Here is an 18,088-nt window from a genome sequence, read left to right as displayed (position 1 = left end):
AGGGGGGCGGCCGTGCCTGACGCCAGCACTTTAGATAAAATCGTCCGCCAGACGATCGAGTCGATAGAAAACGCGAAAGAACAGATATTCGCCATCGCCGAGGATGCCCGGACAGAGTGCAGTCGTTTGCAAAAAGACCTGCAGGAAGTCCGGGAAAAGGCGCAAGCAGTCATCGCCCAGGTGGACCTGTTGACCTTGAAGGAGCGGCAGGCGCGTCTTCGCCTCGTCGAGGTAAGCCGTGAACTGAAACGGTACACGGAAGAAGACATCCGGCTGGCTTATGAACAGGCCCGCGATATTCAGGTCAACCTGGCTGTGTTGCGGGAAAGGGAAGGTCAGCTGCGGGCCAAGCGCGACGAACTGGAGCGACGGTTGCGGCACCTGGAAGGGATGGTGCAGCGGGCCGAGCAGTTGATGAATCAGGTGGGCGTCGTGTTGGATTTTATGGGCGGGAACCTGAAGGATCTCCATGTGAAGATGGACGAGGCCCAGGTCCGCCAGCAGGCGGCGTTGCGCATCATCATGGCGCAGGACCGGGAACGATTCCGCCTGGCCCGGGAGATCCATGACGGTCCGGCCCAGGGGATGAACAGTCTCGTCCTCCAGGTCGAACTCTGTGAACGGTTGCTGCAAACCGATCCGGGGCGGGTGCGGCGGGAGTTGCAGGAACTGAAGGGGAGGCTGCGCGACAGCCTGAAAGAACTGCGCAAAATCCTCTATGACCTGCGCCCCCATGGGTTGGATGACCAGGGGCTGATCGAAGCGATTCGGCGGTACACCGCAGATTTTTCCGAGCGGACAGGACTGGCTGTGGAGACGCGTTTCTTCGGCCAAGCGTGCCGGCTTGAGCGGGCTTACGAGGTGGCGATCTTCCGTATGATCCAGGAGGCGCTGCAGAACGTTTGGAAACATGCCGGTGCGAAGAGGGTCCAGGTGGCCTTTGAGATCGCACCGCAGGCGGTGTCGGTCATCGTCCGCGATGATGGCGTCGGTTTTGACGTAGCGGACATCTTCGCCCGTCCCGGCGATCGCTTCGGCCTCTGCGGCATGCGGGAAAGGGCCGAGTTATTGGACGGTGAGTGGGAGGTCCTCAGCCGCCCCGGACAGGGGACACAGATCAAGTTTCGGATACCGCTCAAGTCGGAAAATGACGGGGAGTGAGTCCTGATATGGAGCCGATCCGGTTGATCTTGGCCGATGATCACACCTTGCTTCGGCAAGGTGTGCGCAAAATACTGGAACTGGATCCGCGATTTCAGGTGTTGGAGGAAGCCGGCGACGGGCAAGGGGCGATCAATCTCGCCCGGCGCTTGAAACCGGATGTGATACTCATGGATATTCACATGCCTGGTGTCGATGGCGTGGAGGCCACAAGGGTATTGAAGCGGGAACAGCCGCAGACGGCGATCCTCGTCCTGACGGCCCATGAAGAAGAAGACCAGATCATCAGGCTGATCGAAGCCGGCGTCGACGGCTACTTGCTTAAGGACGTCAGCCCGGAAACGCTCTACGGCGCCATCGTCACCGTGGCTCGCGGCGGATCCGTTCTCAACCCGGCCATCGTCCAGAAGGTGCTGGCCAAGAGGCGTTTCAACAGGACAGTCGCCCATTCGGGGGACGAGTTGACGGAAAGAGAAAAAGAGGTACTGGGGCTGATCGCGCAGGGGTCGACCAATGCGGACATCGCCAGCGCGCTCTTTATCAGCGAGAAGACGGTCAAGAACCACATTACGAATATCTTCCGCAAGCTCCAGGTGAAGGATCGCACACAGGCAGCCCTGTATGCCATCAAGAACCGGCTGGTCAAACTGTAGCTGTTTTTTTTTTTCGCCAGCATCTTTCGTCCGCCTTCATTCTACAGAAGGTCCTTTGCGCCATTGCAGGGGATGGCGCTCTGCAGAAAGTCCTTTGCGCCATTGCAGGGGATGGCGCTCTGCAGAAGGTCCTTTGCGCCATTGCAGGGGATGGCGCTCTGCAGAAAGTCCTTTGCGCCATTGCAGGGGATGGCGCTCTGCAGAAGGTCCTTTGCGCCATTGCAGGGAATGGCGCTCTGCAGAAGGTCCCATGCGCCATTGCAGGGGATGGCGCTCTGCAGAAAGTCCTTTGCGCCATTGCAGGGGATGGCGCTCTGCAGAAAGTCCTTTGCGCCATTGCAGGGGATGGCGCTTTGCAGAAAGTCCTATGTGTCATTGCACAGGGTGTCCTTCCTGTTCACGCTGCAAAAAGATCTACCACTCTTCGGGACGCGGTGGCGTCCCTTTTTGCCTTCCGTCGCCGTTTGCGCCGGGAGGTTTTCTTTTCGCGAAAAAAGGAGGGATCTCAACATTGATAACGAATTGAATTTTTAGAAATTATTGGATTACTCGGGGGATTTGCGATGGTTTGCTTGAAAGGGTATGTCTATCTGGCCAGGGGACGAGAGCAAAGCTGGCTCGGTTTTACCCATGATCCGGCCCTCGATTTGACCATGTTGGCACCGGAAGGCCTGGAGGCGCTCATCTCCCTCACGCCGAGCCTGCCCATCGGTGTTGCCCTCTTCATCCTTCAGGAATTGGGCGAGACCCTCGCCGCCGATGCCTCTGCCGGACGATCGCTTTTTTCCCAGACCTTCGCCGGTCTGTTCAGCAGGTTCGGCCACCGGCTCGGCTGGGGACTGCTGCCTGCGCCGGAGGCAGAGTGGGAAAAAAGGGCGGCCGAAGCGGGGGAGGCAAAGGAAGGGCGAGCGGTTGCCGTTGCAGGCGAGACCTTTTGGGGGCGTTGGTGGCCTTGGCGCCGCCAGATCGATCGGAAAGATCTGCAGCCGTCGATGGCGGCCGATCGGGAGCTTTCCCGGCTTTCGGGTCGAGTCATCGATTTGTTGAAGCCTTTCGGCTACTCGCCCTTGACGGCTTCCGGATTCCCTCTTCACGTCTTTCGCCCGGCTGCGGGGGAAGGGCTCCGTTACCGCTTGGATGATATCCGCCATGTGGCCGAATGTCTGGAAGGGCGATTGTTGTTTACCGCTGAACTGGAAAAAGCGATTTTGGAAAGGTTTAGCGGGCCCAACCGCACCTTCCCTCTCGAGCAGCTGGAGGATATCCTCCAGATCTTGGCGCTGGCCGGCGCCGTGGAGATCTACCCGTCGGTCTTTCTGCACGGACCGGATGAGGCCTGCTGTGTCCGCTGCGGCCAGAGCAGGCGCATTTCGGCGAGCCCCTGTGTTCGTTGCGGCAGGGAACGATGCTATTTCTGTGAGGAATGCCTGTCCATGGGGGAAGCGAGGCTCTGCCGCCCCCTCTATGGGCTGTCGGGAGACGAAGGTTGGCTACGGCGCTGGGATCACGACCTGTTGCCTTGGCTGACCGGCGCCGTTGGCCATGACTGGGAGCGGGATGCAGAAGGTCTCCTTCGCCGGGCAGAAAAGGGGGCCAAGAGGCCGATTTGGTCGAAGCAAGACGATGAGGCCAAGAGGCCGATTCAGTCGAAGCAAGACGATGAGGTCAAGAGGCCGATTTGGTCGAAGCAAGACGATGAGGCCAAGAAGCCGATTCAGTCGAAGCATGACGATGAAGGCGAAGGGGTTTCTAACCCAGGTCCCTTTTTGCAATTTCCCTTGAACCGGATGCAAGAGCAGGCGAGCCGGCGTCTGGTGGAATGGTTGGACGGCTTCCCCGCGCCGGGCGGCTTCTCCGCGTCGGGCGGGTCCTCCGCGCCGGGCGGCTTCTCCGCGCCGAGCGGCTTCCCCGCGCCGGGCGGGTCCTTTGCGCCGGGCGGCTTCTCCGCGCCGGGCGGGTCCTTTGCGCCGGGCGGCTTCCCCGCGCCGGGCGGCTTCTCCGCGCCGGGCGGGTCCTTTGCGCCGGGCCGAGCAGCGTCCCCCGGCCTTTCCTCGACACCCGAAGGGGGCGCCCTCGTCTGGGCCGCCTGCGGGGCCGGGAAGACGGAGGTCGCTTTTGCCGCCATCGGCCAGGTGCTGCGGCAGGGAGGACGGGTCCTTTTCGCCGTTCCGCGCAGGGATGTGGTCCTTGAACTGGCGCCGAGGATCGAACAGGCTTTTCCCGGCACGCCGGTGCACTGTCTCTATGGCGGCAGTGCGAGCAAATTCGGCGACAAGGCGGAGCGCAGCCGCCTGGTGGTGGCGACCACCCATCAGGCGATCCGCTTTTACCGCGCCTTCGACCTCGTTGTGCTCGATGAAGCCGATGCCTTTCCCTATCAGGGCAGCGCCATGCTCTATCATGCTGTCAGCCGTTCGCGCAAGCGCGACGGCCGGATCGTCTTGATGACGGCCACGCCGGATCAGGAGATGAAGCAGGCTGTCCGGAAGAAAAAACTCTTCCTGGTGACGATTCCTGCCCGTCATCACGGCTATCCCTTGCCGACGCCCACGATCGTCCTGGAGAAGGCGTGGCGCTGGGAGCGGGAGCGGATGATTTTCCCTGAGGGGCTCTTGCGTTTTTTGCACCGCTCAGTCGAAGGGGACTTCGCCCAGGTCTTTCTCTTCGTGCCTTCTGTCTTCCTGGCCCAGCGGGTCGGCGAATCGCTGAAGGCGGCGACGCGCCTGCCGCCCTTCAATGACTTTAAGGGGACTTGGGTGGAATACAGCCATTCCCGCGACCCGGAACGGGAAGCGAAGCGGCAGCGCTTCAGCCGACAGCTCTTTCCCCTCTTCGTCACCACCTCGATCATGGAGCGCGGCATCACCGTTCCTCGGGCCAATGTGGTCGTCTTGTTCGCTGAAAACGAGCGGATCTACGACGAGCGGACGCTGGTGCAGATGGCGGGGCGGGCAGGCCGTTCATCAGAGCGGCCCTATGGGGAGGTCTGGTTCATGGCGACGCAGGTCACGGCGGCGATGCAAGAAGCCGTCGAAACGATCCGCTGGTTGAATGAGCAGGCGCGGCGAGAGGGCTTTTTGCGTTCTGACGGCGGAGCCCGGGAGGCGAACTGAGCGATGGAGGTGACGACAGGATGGGTATCAAAGCGATTTTTTATGAAAAACCCTTTTCATCATTGCATGCGACCCGACAGGCCATGAAGGTTTTTTTTCAGCATTCGCTCTTTCCGCAGGCACCCGAATGCCTCTTGTGCCAGCAACCGCAGGATTTGTATGGGCGCGCGCCGGGGCGTTCCGGCCTCTGCCGCCGCTGTTACGAAGCGATCGCAGCGCTGACTGGCGACAAGCGCCAGTGCCCGCGCTGCGGCAAATATATGGAAGCGCATACCGACAGCCGGCAAGAGGACGGCAAAGACAACAAGGTCGGTAATGACAGCAAGGTCGGTAATGACAGCAAGAGCGACAAAGACAGCAAGATCGACAAAGACAGCGAGAACGGCAAGGACAGCAAGAATGGCAGGGACAGCCGCCTCTGCCATAACTGTCGCCGTGAAGCGCCCCTCTTTCTTCGGGCCTGGAACATCGGCCCCTATGAAGGCATCCTCCGCCAGAGCATCCATGACCTGAAGTACGGCGGTCGACGGTCGATCGCCACCGCTCTCGGCAGAATGATGGCCCGCCGACTCTGGACGGATGTCCCCGGCAGCAGCTGGTGGAACAGTTGGGGCAGCCTGCGCGGCGCCTGGCTCGTGCCCATCCCCCTGCACCCGGACAAGCTCTATCGGCGCAACTTCAACCAGGCCGAGTGCCTCGCCGAGGTGATCGCCGGCGAAACCGGCTTTCCCCTTGTCCCCTTGCTGGCTCGGCGGGCCGATCGGACGACTCAAGCCCAGTTGGGGCGCCAGGAACGCTTCGCCAACCTGCGGGGACAGTTTTACCTGGCGTCATCCCTTGCGTCGGCGACCACTTCCGCATCGGCGTCATCCCTCGCGCTGACGGCTATTCCCGCATCGGCGTCATCCCCCGCGCCGGCGGCCACTGCCGCACCGGCGTCATCCCTCGCGCTGACGGCTATTCCCGCATCGGCGTCATCCCCCGCGCCGGCGGCTATTCCCGCATCGGCGTCATCCCTCGCGCCGGCGGCGTCACCCTTGTCCGACCTGCCGATACAAAAAGGCAAGCCCTGCCCCTGTGCCATCATCATCGATGACGTCTACACCACCGGCGCCACCGTGACCGAAGCGGCGCGGACATTGATGGCGGCAGGCATCAGCCGCATCTATGCGCTTACCGTCGCGGCAGGCGTGGGCAAATAAACCTATTGTCCCTTCGCCGCACGATTCGTATAATGAAAAGCAAGATAAAAAGAACACAACAGACGGTGGACACCGTAAAGGGAATGATTGCGAGAAGCAAGAGGGGTGAATCCCTCCCGCCGGGGGCGGGTCAAGGTCTGCCGAGCTGTAGTCGTTTAAAGCGGAATTTCCGCTAAGGCCGTGAAGAAAGGAACAGACAAGCATGGATGTAAAAAACTGCCCTCGCTGCAACCGGATCTTCATCCCCCAAGGCGGCCGCAGAATCTGCCCCGTCTGTGTCAAAGAAGAAGAAAAGCAATTTGACAAAGTGCGCGAATATCTGCGCGACAACCCCGGCGCGCCCCTGTTGATGGTGATCCAAGAGACGGGCGTCGATGAAGACACGATCCTGCACTTCATCAAGGAAGGCCGCATCGAAGCGAGCCAGATGAGCGGCGCCTCCCTTCAATGCGACAGCTGCGGCGCCCCCATCACCAGCGGCCGCTACTGCAACAAATGCCAGGAAGACCTCGCTCGGGACCTGCAGCGGCTCACCGGCGGCGCCAAGGAGAAGACGCCTGCGCGGGAAATCAAAAACCGGCCGAAGGACAAGATGTTTACGGCTGATCTGAAGGAGTAACGGGAGCATTGTTGCCAGATAGGAGAGCACTATGGTCGAGAGCATGATACAGAGCATGGGAGCAAGGAGCTCCTGTGCTTTTTTCTTGGAGACACTAAAGATTTCTTTCCTGCTGACGATAAAGAGAACAGTAACAACGCTTCGTCGGGGTAAACGCTGGCACAACAGGAGGGGATCACAATGATCCATTCGTCGAAACCGATTCATCATATACACAAGGCCTATGGCATTGAGCCGATTGTGAAGAAAAGCGACGGCAACAGCGAAGTCAAAGGATCGCAGCGGCCTGAGCCAAGCCGTGACTCGCTGTCCATCTCAGAGGAAGCTCGGCAATTGCAAGGCTTTGTCAAGGCGATCCAAGAAGCGCCGGATCTGCGCACAGACAAGATCGGGGCCTTGCAGGTAGCGGTGCAAACCGGGACTTACCATGTGACCGGCTTGCAGATCGCTGAGCAGATGCTCCGCCGGCCCTGATGGGCTGAGCCCTGCCAGATATTACGTAAGAAAACGGGTGATCTGGGATGAAGACGAGCGAACAGGTCCCCTCGGGTTATCCCGCCGATGGAAACCCCCGGGGGGGCCTTTTTCAGCGCCTCGATGAGCTGCTTTCTGCGCAGCAGAGGATGATGCAGGGGCTGCTCCGCTTGGCTAAGAGACAGGAAGAAGCCATTAAAAAGTCAGACATCCAAGAGATCCAGAAAAACACGGAGATGCAGCAAGTGCTCATCCTTCAGTCGGGACAGTTGGAACAACAGAGGCTGAAGCTCTGTGCGGAAATCATCGCTCATCTCGGCATCGCAGACGCGAGCACCAGTGAAACAGTGCCGGGTCAAGCGGCTCGACAGGCCGTACAAAAACCGACGCCGTCAGCTTCGATGACGATGACCGAGCTGCTTCCCCATCTGCCGGGAGAATGGCGGACCAAACTGCAAGCCGCTCTGACGGAAATGCAGGGGGCGGTAGAGCGTTTGAGACAACAAAATGCCCGCAATGAAGAGATGCTCCGCCTTTCCCTTGGCTTCATCGATCAGTTCTACGACATGCTCACCCAAGCTGTCCAGGATGTTACACCGAGCTACGGCCCGGACGGGGAGAGAGAAGCGGAACGGCAACCTCTGTTCAACAGGCGGGCTTGATGAGGGAGGTTAAACAGCTCTCCTAAAATCGTAACAAAAAGGAAAAAAGCGGAACTTTTTGCTCAGACTATTCGTCCAACTCGATAAAGAGGATAGCACGGAGGTCTTTATCCATGAATCCATCGGTTTCTATTTCCAAAGCCAGTCTAATGCTCGGCGTTACCCCCCACTGAACTGAATGAAGAAATGGTAGAAGACTTTGTCTCCATCATTACGAGCTTTAGCGCCCGGATCTATGGCGCACGAGGCGGGCGAAAGATCAAACAAACCCTCGATCAATTGCAAAAAGAGGGTGTGCGGGAATGAAAATCACCGCTCGCGGCGAGATTCCGGCCCTCTCCGATGAAGCAAAAACCGCCGTAGACGATTTGATGCGGATTTTTTCATCGGCCATTCGCTACAGCTTTCAACGGATGATCGAAGGCTCGATGAGCGTCGGCGACATCGAAAAGGATGTGGCTTCTCGCTACGGCCTGAACATCCGCCAAGCCAAGGACGCCGTGGAAGACGCCCGCCAAACACTTATTTCCCAACGAAAACTTCTCCCCGAGTACGTGAAGAATTATGCTAAAAAAGCCGAAGCCGTCGAGAAAAAACTCAAGCATGTGAAGTCCGAAAAAAAACGCAAGGCCCTTCTTTCCAAGCTCGATAAGCGCCAACGAAAACGCGACTACTATCAACAGTTTCTCACCGCGAATACCATTCCTCCGGTCATCTTTGACGGCAAGAAAACCTTCCATCAGCGTTGTGCCGGAACCATTTCCATCGAAAAGTGGCGGGACAAACGCTCCAATCGCGTCTACGCTCGCGGCGATAAAACCAAGAAGGGCAATCCGAACCTTCGCATCCTTTATCACGACGAGAAACTTTTCTTGGAGATCAGCACCCTCGCCAAAACCCAATCCGGTCTTTCGGTGAAAGTCACCGTTCCCCTTTACATCGCCCAAAAGAAGTCGAAGAAGACCGGAAGGGTCAACGGGCGCAACTACCGCCAGATGCTGATCGACTACCTCCACACGGGCGACGCCTACCAGGTTGAAATCCTCCGGCGGCGCGGTCGTTACTATGTGCATGTGACCTTTGACGAAGCGGCGGTTCGGGCCTACAAGGTCGAATACACCGGGCATGCGGGCCTCGTCGGCATCGATACGAACCCGGACGGTTTTGCCCTCACCCATATCGACCGCACCGGAAACTACCGCCATCACACCGCTATCGCCCGGCATGAACTGACCTATGCCCGATCCAATCGACGAGAAAATCTGATTGGCGAGATGGTCAAGGAAGTCATTCAATACGCGAAGGATCGCCAATGCGGCGTGGCCTTTGAGGACTTGAAGTTCGAACACGACCAAGATACCCGGCGTAAATTCTCGCGTATCCGGCACCAGTTCATCTATCGAAAGATGCTCACGATGCTGGAAAGGGCCTGTATCCGAAACGGGATCGAGTATACGAAAGTGAAGCCCGCCTTTACGTCGAAGATCGGCTTGTACAAGTATACCCACCAGTATGGTCTGGACGTTCACCACGGCGCGGCCCTGGTCATTGCCCGAAGGGCCTATGGGATGAAAGAAAAAGTCCCGAGGCTCTTGCGGGAAAAACTCCTTCCGACGAAAAGTCCGTCTACCGAATGGAAACGATGGGCCATGATCCATCAGCGGATCGAAAAAGAAGCGAAAATCATCACGAAAGGAAGTGTAACGCCTGAGTTTTGGCGGTCACACCGGAAAGAGATCCTCGGACTAACCTAGAACTTGTAGCGTAACGTACATAATCGTCTTCGTACACGCGGTGAAAGGCGAAGACGACGGTGTTTCTTTACGGATGGGGTAACACCCCTCATTGCGGCGGACTCGGATGCCCACGGCATTCGAGGCGATAGAAACATCCCGTGATGTACAAGTGATGGCTTGTATCCGAGGGGATCGAATCCTGTGAGATCTCCCGCGCTGGGGTAGTCGCCAGCGTGTCAAAACCAAAGCAAAGTCAATTTGTTACGGTTTTGGAAACCAGGCATAGCATGGTTTCGACCTTCTTCGGTTTGGAAATCGCCAAGCGTGGCATTAATGCCAACCGCATCGGATTAGACGTGACCGGACACAACATCACCAACGTCAACACAGAAGGCTACTCCCGGCAGACCATCGTCTCGGTAACAACAGCGTCCCTGTTTGAACCGTCCATGCACGGCGTCTATGGCGCCGGTCAGATTGGGACGGGCGTCGATGTCAGTGAGATCCGCCGCTACCGCGACGCGTTTCTCGACCTCAATTACCGCAAAGAGATCCGCACCCTCGGTGCGTGGTCGGTCAAGTCCGATACGCTGCAACGGCTGCAGTCTCTCCTCGCCGAAAGTGACAACAAAGGCTTAGCCAGTGTGCTGGATCAGTTCTGGGAGGCTTGGGAGGACGTCACCCCCAACACGGACAGCCCGCCGGCGGCGCGCGCCGTCGTCATTGAGCGCGGCAAAGCCCTCGTTGAGACGCTCAAACACATCAGCCGGCAACTTGACCAGATAGAATCGTCTCTCAACGACCGGCTGGCCCAGATGGTATACGACATCAACAGCTATGGCCGCCAAATCGCGTCCATCAACAGTCAGATTCAGCGGATCGAGAGTGGAAACCCGGACAAGAGCATCCTTGGCGGACACCGGCAGAACGCCAATGACCTGCGCGATCAGCGGGACATCCTCCTGGACAAATTGGCCAAACTGGTTGACATCACTGTCTCGGAAGATGCCAGCGGCATGGTCAGTGTATCGGCAGGCAATGGAACCCTTGTCGACGGCGTCAGCTTCCGCACGCTTACCTATTATGATGCACCTGATGCGAACAACAAGGCCCTCTATGAGATCAAGTGGGACACCGGTCAGAGCGCCTATTTCAATGCCGGCGAATTGCAAGGAATCTTGGAGTCGCGAGGCTCCCTGGTGCCTCCCGGAAAAGAGACAACCCTTTTCGGGAGCGACAAATTCGACTGGCAGATCAGCGCCAATGCGGGCTCGCTGAATATTGAAAAGCTGTCATCGCTGCATCTTACCAGCGCTGCCCCGGCAGGGAATTACCGCTTCACCATCGGCAGCGAATGGAAGCCTGTGTCGGCCACCTTGTTCCTGCCCGCGAAAGGCCTTCCCCTTGCCACGGCCAGCACCATCACCATGGGCTACGGCGGCAAATCCTTCAACATCTTCCTGAACAAGAATGATGACGTAGGCTCGTTTATCAACAAAGTCAATGCCTTCACAAGAGAGAGCGGCATTCAGGCCAGGCTGGCCAAGACCGCCTCGGCGGGCGGCCTGCAGGTTATCTTCAACACGGTGAAGGATGTGAGCGCATCGGGAGTATTCACCCTCGGGACCTTCCCCTCGCCGCCTGTTGTATCGGCTGCCTGGACGCCGATGGCAAACATCACTGTGTCGAACGGGCAGAACGCCGTCATCTCCGTGGCATCCAGTTCGGTCTTGGGAACCATGACGACGACAGTCGTCGGCTCGCGGGTGACGGTGATGCAAGAGGGCAAAGAACGGATGGTCTTCGATGCGGCGGCCATGGCGCCTTTCTCGCCCATCTGGGAAGGCGCGCCGGCAGGCGCCTATGAATTCCAGATCACCAAGCGGGAAGGGCTGATTCAGGATGCCCGCCGCCGACTGAATGAACTGGCCTTGGTCGTCGTGCGTTCTGTCAATGAGGTCCACATGGCCGGCGTCTCCGAAGCAGATCTGCGCAAAGATCCGACGATGGCACGCAGCGACCGGAAATTCTTCGTCGACAATGCCGACAAAATCTCTAATCCCAAGCGCATTGATTCCATCGAGATCAACCCGGAACTGACAGCCTCCACCTTGGCCTGCTCACAGCCGTCGCGCACCTCCTCCGATAAAGGCACCACCGTTGTCGGCGATAACCGCAACGCCTTGGCCCTGGCCAACCTGAAGTATGAGAAAATCCGCGACTTTTTGAATCCCATGACCTATGACGACTTCTACCGCAATGTTGTCGGCGACCTTGGCGTGGCAGGGCAAGAAGCGAAGCGCATGCATGATAATCAGACGGTCTTGACCGACACGATCGATAAGCAGCGGCAATCTATATCGTCCGTTTCTCTTGACGAAGAGATGACCAACATGATCCGCTACCAGCAGGCCTATAACGCATCGGCCCGCATGGTCAACGTCATGGACGAGATGCTGGACACGATCATTCACCGCCTGGGGATCGTCGGGCGGTAAGCCTTGACGATTGGGCAACCCTATCTGTGATGAGGTGAGCGCGATGCGAGTAACCCAAGCGATGATGTCAAAAAGCTTTTTGACAGGCCTCTATGATGTTGCCGGGAAGATGGACAAAACCCAATTCCAACTGTCCACGGGCCGGCAATACCGGCTACCGGAAGATGCCCCCATGGAAAACGTGCAGATCATGACTCACCGCTCCACCCTGGTACAGGTGAACAAATACATGAAAAACACCAGCGAGATCCAGACGTGGCTGGAGAACTCCGACTCGGCCTTATCGGAAGTGAACAACGTGCTGCAGCGGGTGCGCGAACTGATCCTGCAAGCGGATAACGGCACGACGACAACTGAGGCCAAGAAGGCCACCGCCGACGAGATCAGCGAATTGAATGACCATCTGAAGAACGTCTCCAATACCACCATTGCCGGCCGCTACATCTTTGCCGGGACGAATACCGATAGGCCGCCCTGCGCCAAAGACACCAACGGCTACTGGAAGTGGAACGGGAACAACGGCGACATCAACGTGGAGATCGATGCCAAGGCTGTCGTGGCGATGAACTCAAAAGGAACGAATGTCTTCGTCCGCAACGACTTTAACTGGCCAGGCTCGCCCGTGCCGGAACCGGAGAAAAACCTCTTCAACTTCTTGGATTCTTTGACGAAAACGCTGAAGGATGCCAATACGACAGAAGACCTGGATACGTACCTGGCCATTACCGACAAGTTTCTCGACGGCGTCAATGAAGAGCGGGCCTCCGTCGGCGCCCGGGCCAACCGCATCGACTTCACCAAGTCCCGCTTGGAAGAGTTCCAATTGCACATCACCGAAGCCCTGTCCGACCGGGAAGACGCCGACATGGCTCAGGTATACACGAACATGCGCATGCAGGAGAACGTCTTCCGGGCTGCCCTTTCGGCAGGCGCCCGCATCATCCAGCCGTCGCTGGTGGACTTCTTGCGCTGATTGTTCTTTGTACGATGAGTCGATCCGGCGCAACATAGAGAGCTGCTCTCAGGTTATGTTGAATCGGCCCGGAGCGATCTGACCGGACAGACCGGTCTGCCTGAGCTTGAGCAGCCCGGTCTGAGCTTCTGGGTTGAGCAGCCCGGTTTGAGCTTCTGGGTTGAGCAGCCCGATCTGAGCTTCTGGTTTTGAGCAGCAGCGCCCTTCGGCGCGAGGAAGGGAGGCTTGAACCTATGGCAGTCATGATTCCCAGCGGCATGTCCGGTTTTCCTGGTGGCTTTGAACCGCGCATCCGCCAGCCGCGAGGCGTCCTCACCATCGATAACACCCCCGTGAGAGCCTCCATCGGTTTGAAAGACCCCTCTGTCGTCGCCCGCGAGCAGGCAGACCAGGGCCGTCAAGCCATGCTCGCCTTCACCGGCCGCATCGCCGCAGAAGGTGATCGCATGGCCCGGATCGAGAACAAGGGCGATCCCGCTGTTGAGGCGGGATTGAGCGCCTTCGATTTCCGAGACAACGTTGAGATCCGCTTGACCCGCCTCGATCCGCCCATCGTCCGTTATGAGAAGCAGGCGCCTGCTATCGACTGGGTGATGACCTCGGCCGGTTCCTTGACAGGACGGATTGTCAATCAATTGGTATGACTTCTAGCCAGGCTCAATCTGTGACTTGCGAGGAGGAGTAGAATGCGCATTCAGACGGAGCGCTTTGGCGTCTTGGATGTGCCCGATGAAGCAGTGATTCGCTTTCCCCAGGGTATACCCGGCTTTCCTCAGGAGAAGGCCTTTGTCCTGTTGCCTTGCGCCGAAGCGGATGCTTTCGCCTTTTTACAGTCCATCATGACACCGCCCTTGGCCTTTTTGCTCGTTACCCCCTTTGCCTTTTTTCCGGATTATAATGCGCCCATTCATATTGAGCAGGTGCGCCATATCGGCATTGATGAAAACAACCTTGGCGAGATCTGGACGATCGTCACGGTGCCCGATAACTACCACGACATGACGACGAATCTCCTGGCTCCCTTGGTGATCAATCGGAAAAAGGGTGAGGCGGCGCAGGTTGTCTTGGAAAAAACGAATTACACAACAAAACACCGGCTCTATCCCGCCTCAGCAAGCACAGAAGCCAACGGAAAAGGGGGCGGGTAAGTGCTCGTCTTGACACGGCGCAACGGCGAAAGCATCGTCATCGGGGAGAACATCACCATCTCCATTTTGGAAGTGCGGGGCGACCAGATCCGCATCGGCATCGAAGCGCCACGGCATGTGACAGTGCATCGCGGGGAGGTTTTTGAAGCGATTCAACGGGCCAACCGCGACGCCGTACAGTCTGTGGCCGACAAGAGTGGCCTCACGGCATTCTTGCAGAAAGACAAAGGGTCAGATCATAAAAAAGAAAAAAGTGCAAAATAGGACTAAAGAAATGAGCCGCCAATACGATATAATGAGTGTAAGGCGGGTGGTATCTTCGATACGCCGGCCAAGCCTCCGTTCCCGGGAACGGAAACAGAGTGATGGGGCAAGGATGCACCCATTAACTATTCAAGGAGGAATCAGCCATGATTATCAACCACAACATGCAGGCCATCAACACCCATCGTTCCATGAGCGTGACCACAAGCTTCCAAGCTAAGTCGATTGAGAAGCTCTCCTCTGGCCTTCGCATCAACCGTGCCGGCGACGACGCAGCCGGTCTGGCCATTTCGGAAAAGATGCGCGGTCAGATCCGCGGCTTGAACCAAGCCAGCCGGAACGCCCAAGACGGCATCTCGCTCATCCAGACGGCGGAAGGCGCCCTGACGGAAACGCACAACATCCTCCAGCGGATGCGCGAACTGGCTGTCCAAGCGACGAACGACACGAACACTGACTCGGATCGTCGCGAACTGCAGAACGAGGTGAAGCAGCTCAAGCTGGAAATTGACCGCATCGGCAACACCACCGAGTTTAACACCAAGAAGCTCCTGGAAGGCAGCGCGGCGGGTCCGCGGGAGAAAGTAGACGGTGTCGTTCAGATCAATAATAATAGTTCCCTCAAACTTAGCGGATTGAAAGCTCTTCAGGATATGTTCAAGAATATCGGTGAAGGACAAGCGGCTGCAAGTGGTGTAAAAATCAATGGCGCTGTCATCCTGGTTCGGGAGAAAGATACTTCTGGCGCCTCAATGAGCACTGGTGACTTTGCGATTTATACTAATAGCGGCGGTCGTTTGGCTGGAAGTGATACCACGTTCCTTAATATTTCAGCATCTGGTATCAGGCTTGGTAGTCAAATTACGGCGAATAGTGCTGCTCAGGCATTGCAGATCTCTGCTGCATTGAGTGGGATGAAGGTTGGGGAGACGATTACCTTTGTCTTCGGGAAAAACGAAGACGCCAAGAACGTACTTTCAGGCTCCATGATGTTCCAGATCGGAGCTAACGCGGGTCAGACTACGTTTGCTGCTATTAATGACATGCGTGTCAAAGCACTCGATTTAAGCGGTGTCGACATCAGCAGCAAGTGGGGTGCAGCTGTCGCGATCGAGCGGATTCAACAGGCCATCGAAAAAGTTTCTGCCCAGCGGAGCTTGCTCGGCGCCCTCCAGAACCGATTGGAATACACCATCCGCAACGTTGACACGGCGGCAGAAAACATCCAGGCTTCCGAGTCCCGGATCCGCGACGTCGACATGGCGAAGGAAATGATGAACTTCACCCGTCTCAACATCCTCCAACAGGCCTCCAACTCCATGCTGGCGCAAGCCAACCAAGCGCCCCAAAACGTGCTCAGCCTGCTCCGTTAATTTTATACGTAGGGAACCGCAAAGAGAGAAAGGCCCAGCTGATGCTGGGTCTTTTTTGTTTCCTTCTCACGCCCTTGACAACTGGCTGCCCTTAAGTTTTCCCTTAAGTGTTCGATAATAAGAGAAAGAGCGATTAGCGCATCAAGAAGAAGATGGGATGTTGCGATAGTCGATTTCTTCGAGTGAGGAGGGTATTGCCCATGACCATGCGGATCGGCGGATTGGCCAGCGGGATGGATATCGATGCGATGGTGAAAGAGATGATGAAAGGCCATGTTGTCCGTAGGGATCAGATTTACCAAAAGAAGGTGCAAACGGAATGGAGACAGACCGAGATCATTGACCTCAACAGTCAGCTGCGCGACTTTCGCGATGCTATATTCAAACTGAAGCTGTCGAATTCGACAAGCCCCAAGAGCGTTACCTCCGGAAATAGCATCGCGGTGACGGCGACAGCTACGGCCGATGCGGCTAACACGTCCCATATGGTCAAAGTGAAGTCGCTGGCCCAAGGCGTCACTAAGGGGAGTGAAGCGGCGATCAGCGCCACAGCGAATGCGAACAAGAACGCATTAAAAACCCATTTGGGGCTGACGTCGACCGATGTCTTCACGATGAAGCTGAATGGCAAGGAGATCAGCGTTGATCCGAACAAAAGCATCTACGAATGGGTGAACAATATAAATAAAGCCGGGGCCGGCGTCAAAGCCAATTATGACGTCAATCTTGATCGAGTCTTTTTATATACGACAGAACAGGGGCCGACGACAAAGATTGATTTTACCGGAACCACAGACGCACAGGCCCAAGAAATGATAGGGAAACTCAAGCTCGGCGCCTCGCCGACAGACAACTGGTCGTTGGATGTTAACGGCGATGGAACGCCGGATAATGTAGGTTACAAATGGGTAGGGACGGCGGCGGAAGTGGAGATCGACGGCATCACCTATAGCAATCTTTCTAAGAACACTTTGACAGTGGCAGGTGTCGTCTATTCTTTTTTGCAGAAGACAGAAGGCACGGCAGAGCCGATAGTGACCCTTCAAGTGAGTCCCGATCTGGAAGGGACAGTAAAGACGGTGAAAGATTTTGTCGATAAATACAATGAGATGCTGAATAAACTCAACGGAGAATTGAAAGAAAAGACCTATCGAGACTTTCTTCCGTTGACAGATGAGCAAAAGCGGGCTATGAAGGAGAATGAGATCAAGCTTTGGGAGGAAAAGGCCAAAAGCGGCCTGTTGCGCAATGAGTCGTCCCTGCGCAATCTGGTATCGCAGATGCGATTTGCTGTATCGGATGCGATCGGTGAATTAAAGGGAAAATATAAGTCCTTGTCGTCCATCGGCATCACAACAGGCCTGTACAGCGAAGGTGGCAAATTGTATCTCAACGAAGACGTTCTTCTCAAAGCGCTTACGGAGAATCCTGACGTGGTTAGTGAGCTCTTTGGCACGACAGTGACTAAGGCAGACCCTTCTAATCCGGAGAATAAGATCAATGATTTGAGTCGAAGCGGTGTGGCTGTCCGTCTCTACGACCGTCTAAAAGAAGCGATGGATAAAATGAGAGTCCGAGCCGGGACACTGCCTGGCGCTGACGATATGAGCGATCTGGGGAAACAGTTGCGCCGGTATAACAAGCAGTTAGATGATATGGAAGAGCGTATGCATCGCCTCGAAAACCAATACTATCGACAGTTCTCGGCGCTGGAGACAGCGTTGCAGCGGGCGAATGCCCAAAGCGCCTGGCTGTCGCAGCAGTTTGGCGCGAAAGGCTAAGGGATGGATAAGGATTTTTTCGCAGCGAATGATAAACAGAAGCCGAGGGGATGCCGAGACGATGAGGAACGCTGTGATGCAAGTCGCCTCTGGGGGGATTATCTTTTTCTTACCACACAAATGTTGACGGTGCTGCGAAGGAACGACGGGGAGATGTTCAACGAGATGCTGGAGCAGCGGCAACAACTGCAAATACGCATCGACGCCTGCGTCCGGCAGCAAGCGGCATCGCAAGAATCTGTTCAATCGGAGCAAGAAGCGCAGTGGATGGAGATAGTTCGTCTCAATCGTGATATCAAAGAGGAACTGCTCCGACAAATGCAAGAGGTAAAGCGGCAGATGGATACTGTTGGCGCTTATGATAGGATGGAGACGAATCATCTGGAAAATCGATTCGATCAGCGAAGATAAATGAAGAGGAAAAAGGAGAC

16 protein-coding genes are annotated in these 18,088 nt (G+C 56.7%); all 16 read left to right on the top strand.

The window, feature by feature from the left end:
- Positions 1 to 12: 12 nt before the first annotated feature.
- A complete protein-coding gene (locus tag HM1_RS03545) occupies positions 13 to 1,161 on the top strand; it encodes a sensor histidine kinase (protein WP_012281911.1) in 1,149 nt (382 codons plus the stop codon).
- Between the two features lie 8 nt (positions 1,162 to 1,169).
- Positions 1,170 to 1,814: a response regulator gene (locus HM1_RS03540; RefSeq protein WP_012281910.1), complete on the top strand. Its 645-nt coding sequence runs from the start codon at positions 1,170 to 1,172 to the stop codon at positions 1,812 to 1,814.
- 563 nt (positions 1,815 to 2,377) lie between these two features.
- Positions 2,378 to 4,927 carry a DEAD/DEAH box helicase gene (locus tag HM1_RS14405; protein ID WP_012281908.1) on the top strand — a complete coding sequence of 850 codons (2,550 nt, stop codon included), beginning with the start codon at positions 2,378 to 2,380 and terminating at the stop codon, positions 4,925 to 4,927.
- Between the two features lie 20 nt (positions 4,928 to 4,947).
- Complete coding sequence (locus HM1_RS14400; protein WP_012281907.1) at positions 4,948 to 6,129, top strand: ComF family protein; 1,182 nt, start codon at positions 4,948 to 4,950, stop codon at positions 6,127 to 6,129.
- Positions 6,130 to 6,331: 202 nt separating this feature from the next.
- Positions 6,332 to 6,748 (top strand): TIGR03826 family flagellar region protein, encoded by a 417-nt coding sequence (locus HM1_RS03520; protein ID WP_012281906.1) that lies wholly within the window; start codon positions 6,332 to 6,334, stop codon positions 6,746 to 6,748.
- A gap of 180 nt (positions 6,749 to 6,928) precedes the next feature.
- Complete coding sequence (locus HM1_RS03515; RefSeq protein ID WP_012281905.1) at positions 6,929 to 7,222, top strand: flagellar biosynthesis anti-sigma factor FlgM; 294 nt, start codon at positions 6,929 to 6,931, stop codon at positions 7,220 to 7,222.
- Positions 7,223 to 7,269: 47 nt separating this feature from the next.
- Positions 7,270 to 7,884: a flagellar protein FlgN gene (locus tag HM1_RS03510; protein ID WP_012281904.1), complete on the top strand. Its 615-nt coding sequence runs from the start codon at positions 7,270 to 7,272 to the stop codon at positions 7,882 to 7,884.
- Between the two features lie 302 nt (positions 7,885 to 8,186).
- Positions 8,187 to 9,638: an IS200/IS605 family accessory protein TnpB-related protein gene (locus tag HM1_RS03505; protein ID WP_041313246.1), complete on the top strand. Its 1,452-nt coding sequence runs from the start codon at positions 8,187 to 8,189 to the stop codon at positions 9,636 to 9,638.
- A gap of 269 nt (positions 9,639 to 9,907) precedes the next feature.
- Positions 9,908 to 12,118, top strand: coding sequence for a flagellar hook-associated protein FlgK (flgK, locus tag HM1_RS14395; RefSeq protein WP_012281901.1), 2,211 nt, complete (start codon positions 9,908 to 9,910; stop codon positions 12,116 to 12,118).
- 43 nt (positions 12,119 to 12,161) lie between these two features.
- A complete protein-coding gene (flgL, locus tag HM1_RS03495; protein WP_012281900.1) occupies positions 12,162 to 13,091 on the top strand; it encodes a flagellar hook-associated protein FlgL in 930 nt (309 codons plus the stop codon).
- A 233-nt stretch (positions 13,092 to 13,324) separates the two neighbouring features.
- The gene (locus HM1_RS03490; protein WP_012281899.1) at positions 13,325 to 13,735 is read left to right on the top strand and encodes a DUF6470 family protein; all 411 of its coding nucleotides are present in this window, start codon (positions 13,325 to 13,327) and stop codon (positions 13,733 to 13,735) included.
- A 42-nt stretch (positions 13,736 to 13,777) separates the two neighbouring features.
- The gene (gene fliW / locus HM1_RS03485; protein WP_012281898.1) at positions 13,778 to 14,239 is read left to right on the top strand and encodes a flagellar assembly protein FliW; all 462 of its coding nucleotides are present in this window, start codon (positions 13,778 to 13,780) and stop codon (positions 14,237 to 14,239) included.
- Positions 14,240 to 14,503, top strand: a complete 264-nt coding sequence (csrA, locus tag HM1_RS03480; RefSeq protein WP_012281897.1) for a carbon storage regulator CsrA — start codon at positions 14,240 to 14,242, stop codon at positions 14,501 to 14,503.
- A 146-nt stretch (positions 14,504 to 14,649) separates the two neighbouring features.
- A complete protein-coding gene (locus HM1_RS03475) occupies positions 14,650 to 15,876 on the top strand; it encodes a flagellin N-terminal helical domain-containing protein (protein ID WP_041313243.1) in 1,227 nt (408 codons plus the stop codon).
- A 200-nt stretch (positions 15,877 to 16,076) separates the two neighbouring features.
- Positions 16,077 to 17,657: a flagellar filament capping protein FliD gene (gene fliD / locus HM1_RS03470; protein WP_012281895.1), complete on the top strand. Its 1,581-nt coding sequence runs from the start codon at positions 16,077 to 16,079 to the stop codon at positions 17,655 to 17,657.
- A 3-nt stretch (positions 17,658 to 17,660) separates the two neighbouring features.
- Positions 17,661 to 18,068, top strand: a complete 408-nt coding sequence (gene fliT / locus HM1_RS03465; protein WP_012281894.1) for a flagellar protein FliT — start codon at positions 17,661 to 17,663, stop codon at positions 18,066 to 18,068.
- Positions 18,069 to 18,088 lie beyond the last annotated feature (20 nt).

The organism is Heliomicrobium modesticaldum Ice1 (genome assembly GCF_000019165.1).
In the GTDB taxonomy this organism is placed as follows: domain Bacteria; phylum Bacillota; class Desulfitobacteriia; order Heliobacteriales; family Heliobacteriaceae; genus Heliomicrobium; species Heliomicrobium modesticaldum.
Note: the sequence above shows the minus strand (reverse complement) of the source record. Positions and strands in the feature narration are given on the sequence as shown.

Bases quoted from the DNA above. Each gene is read 5' to 3' on its own strand.
- HM1_RS03540 (WP_012281910.1), top strand. From the start codon at position 1,170: ATGGAGCCGATCCGGTTGATCTTGGCCGATGATCACACCTTGCTTCGG.
- HM1_RS14405 (WP_012281908.1), top strand. From the start codon at position 2,378: ATGGTTTGCTTGAAAGGGTATGTCTATCTGGCCAGGGGACGAGAGCAA.
- HM1_RS14400 (WP_012281907.1), top strand. From the start codon at position 4,948: ATGGGTATCAAAGCGATTTTTTATGAAAAACCCTTTTCATCATTGCAT.
- HM1_RS03520 (WP_012281906.1), top strand. From the start codon at position 6,332: ATGGATGTAAAAAACTGCCCTCGCTGCAACCGGATCTTCATCCCCCAA.
- HM1_RS03515 (WP_012281905.1), top strand. From the start codon at position 6,929: ATGATCCATTCGTCGAAACCGATTCATCATATACACAAGGCCTATGGC.
- HM1_RS03510 (WP_012281904.1), top strand. From the start codon at position 7,270: ATGAAGACGAGCGAACAGGTCCCCTCGGGTTATCCCGCCGATGGAAAC.
- HM1_RS03505 (WP_041313246.1), top strand. From the start codon at position 8,187: ATGAAAATCACCGCTCGCGGCGAGATTCCGGCCCTCTCCGATGAAGCA.
- flgK (WP_012281901.1), top strand. From the start codon at position 9,908: ATGGTTTCGACCTTCTTCGGTTTGGAAATCGCCAAGCGTGGCATTAAT.
- flgL (WP_012281900.1), top strand. From the start codon at position 12,162: ATGCGAGTAACCCAAGCGATGATGTCAAAAAGCTTTTTGACAGGCCTC.
- HM1_RS03490 (WP_012281899.1), top strand. From the start codon at position 13,325: ATGGCAGTCATGATTCCCAGCGGCATGTCCGGTTTTCCTGGTGGCTTT.
- fliW (WP_012281898.1), top strand. From the start codon at position 13,778: ATGCGCATTCAGACGGAGCGCTTTGGCGTCTTGGATGTGCCCGATGAA.
- HM1_RS03475 (WP_041313243.1), top strand. From the start codon at position 14,650: ATGATTATCAACCACAACATGCAGGCCATCAACACCCATCGTTCCATG.
- fliD (WP_012281895.1), top strand. From the start codon at position 16,077: ATGACCATGCGGATCGGCGGATTGGCCAGCGGGATGGATATCGATGCG.
- fliT (WP_012281894.1), top strand. From the start codon at position 17,661: ATGGATAAGGATTTTTTCGCAGCGAATGATAAACAGAAGCCGAGGGGA.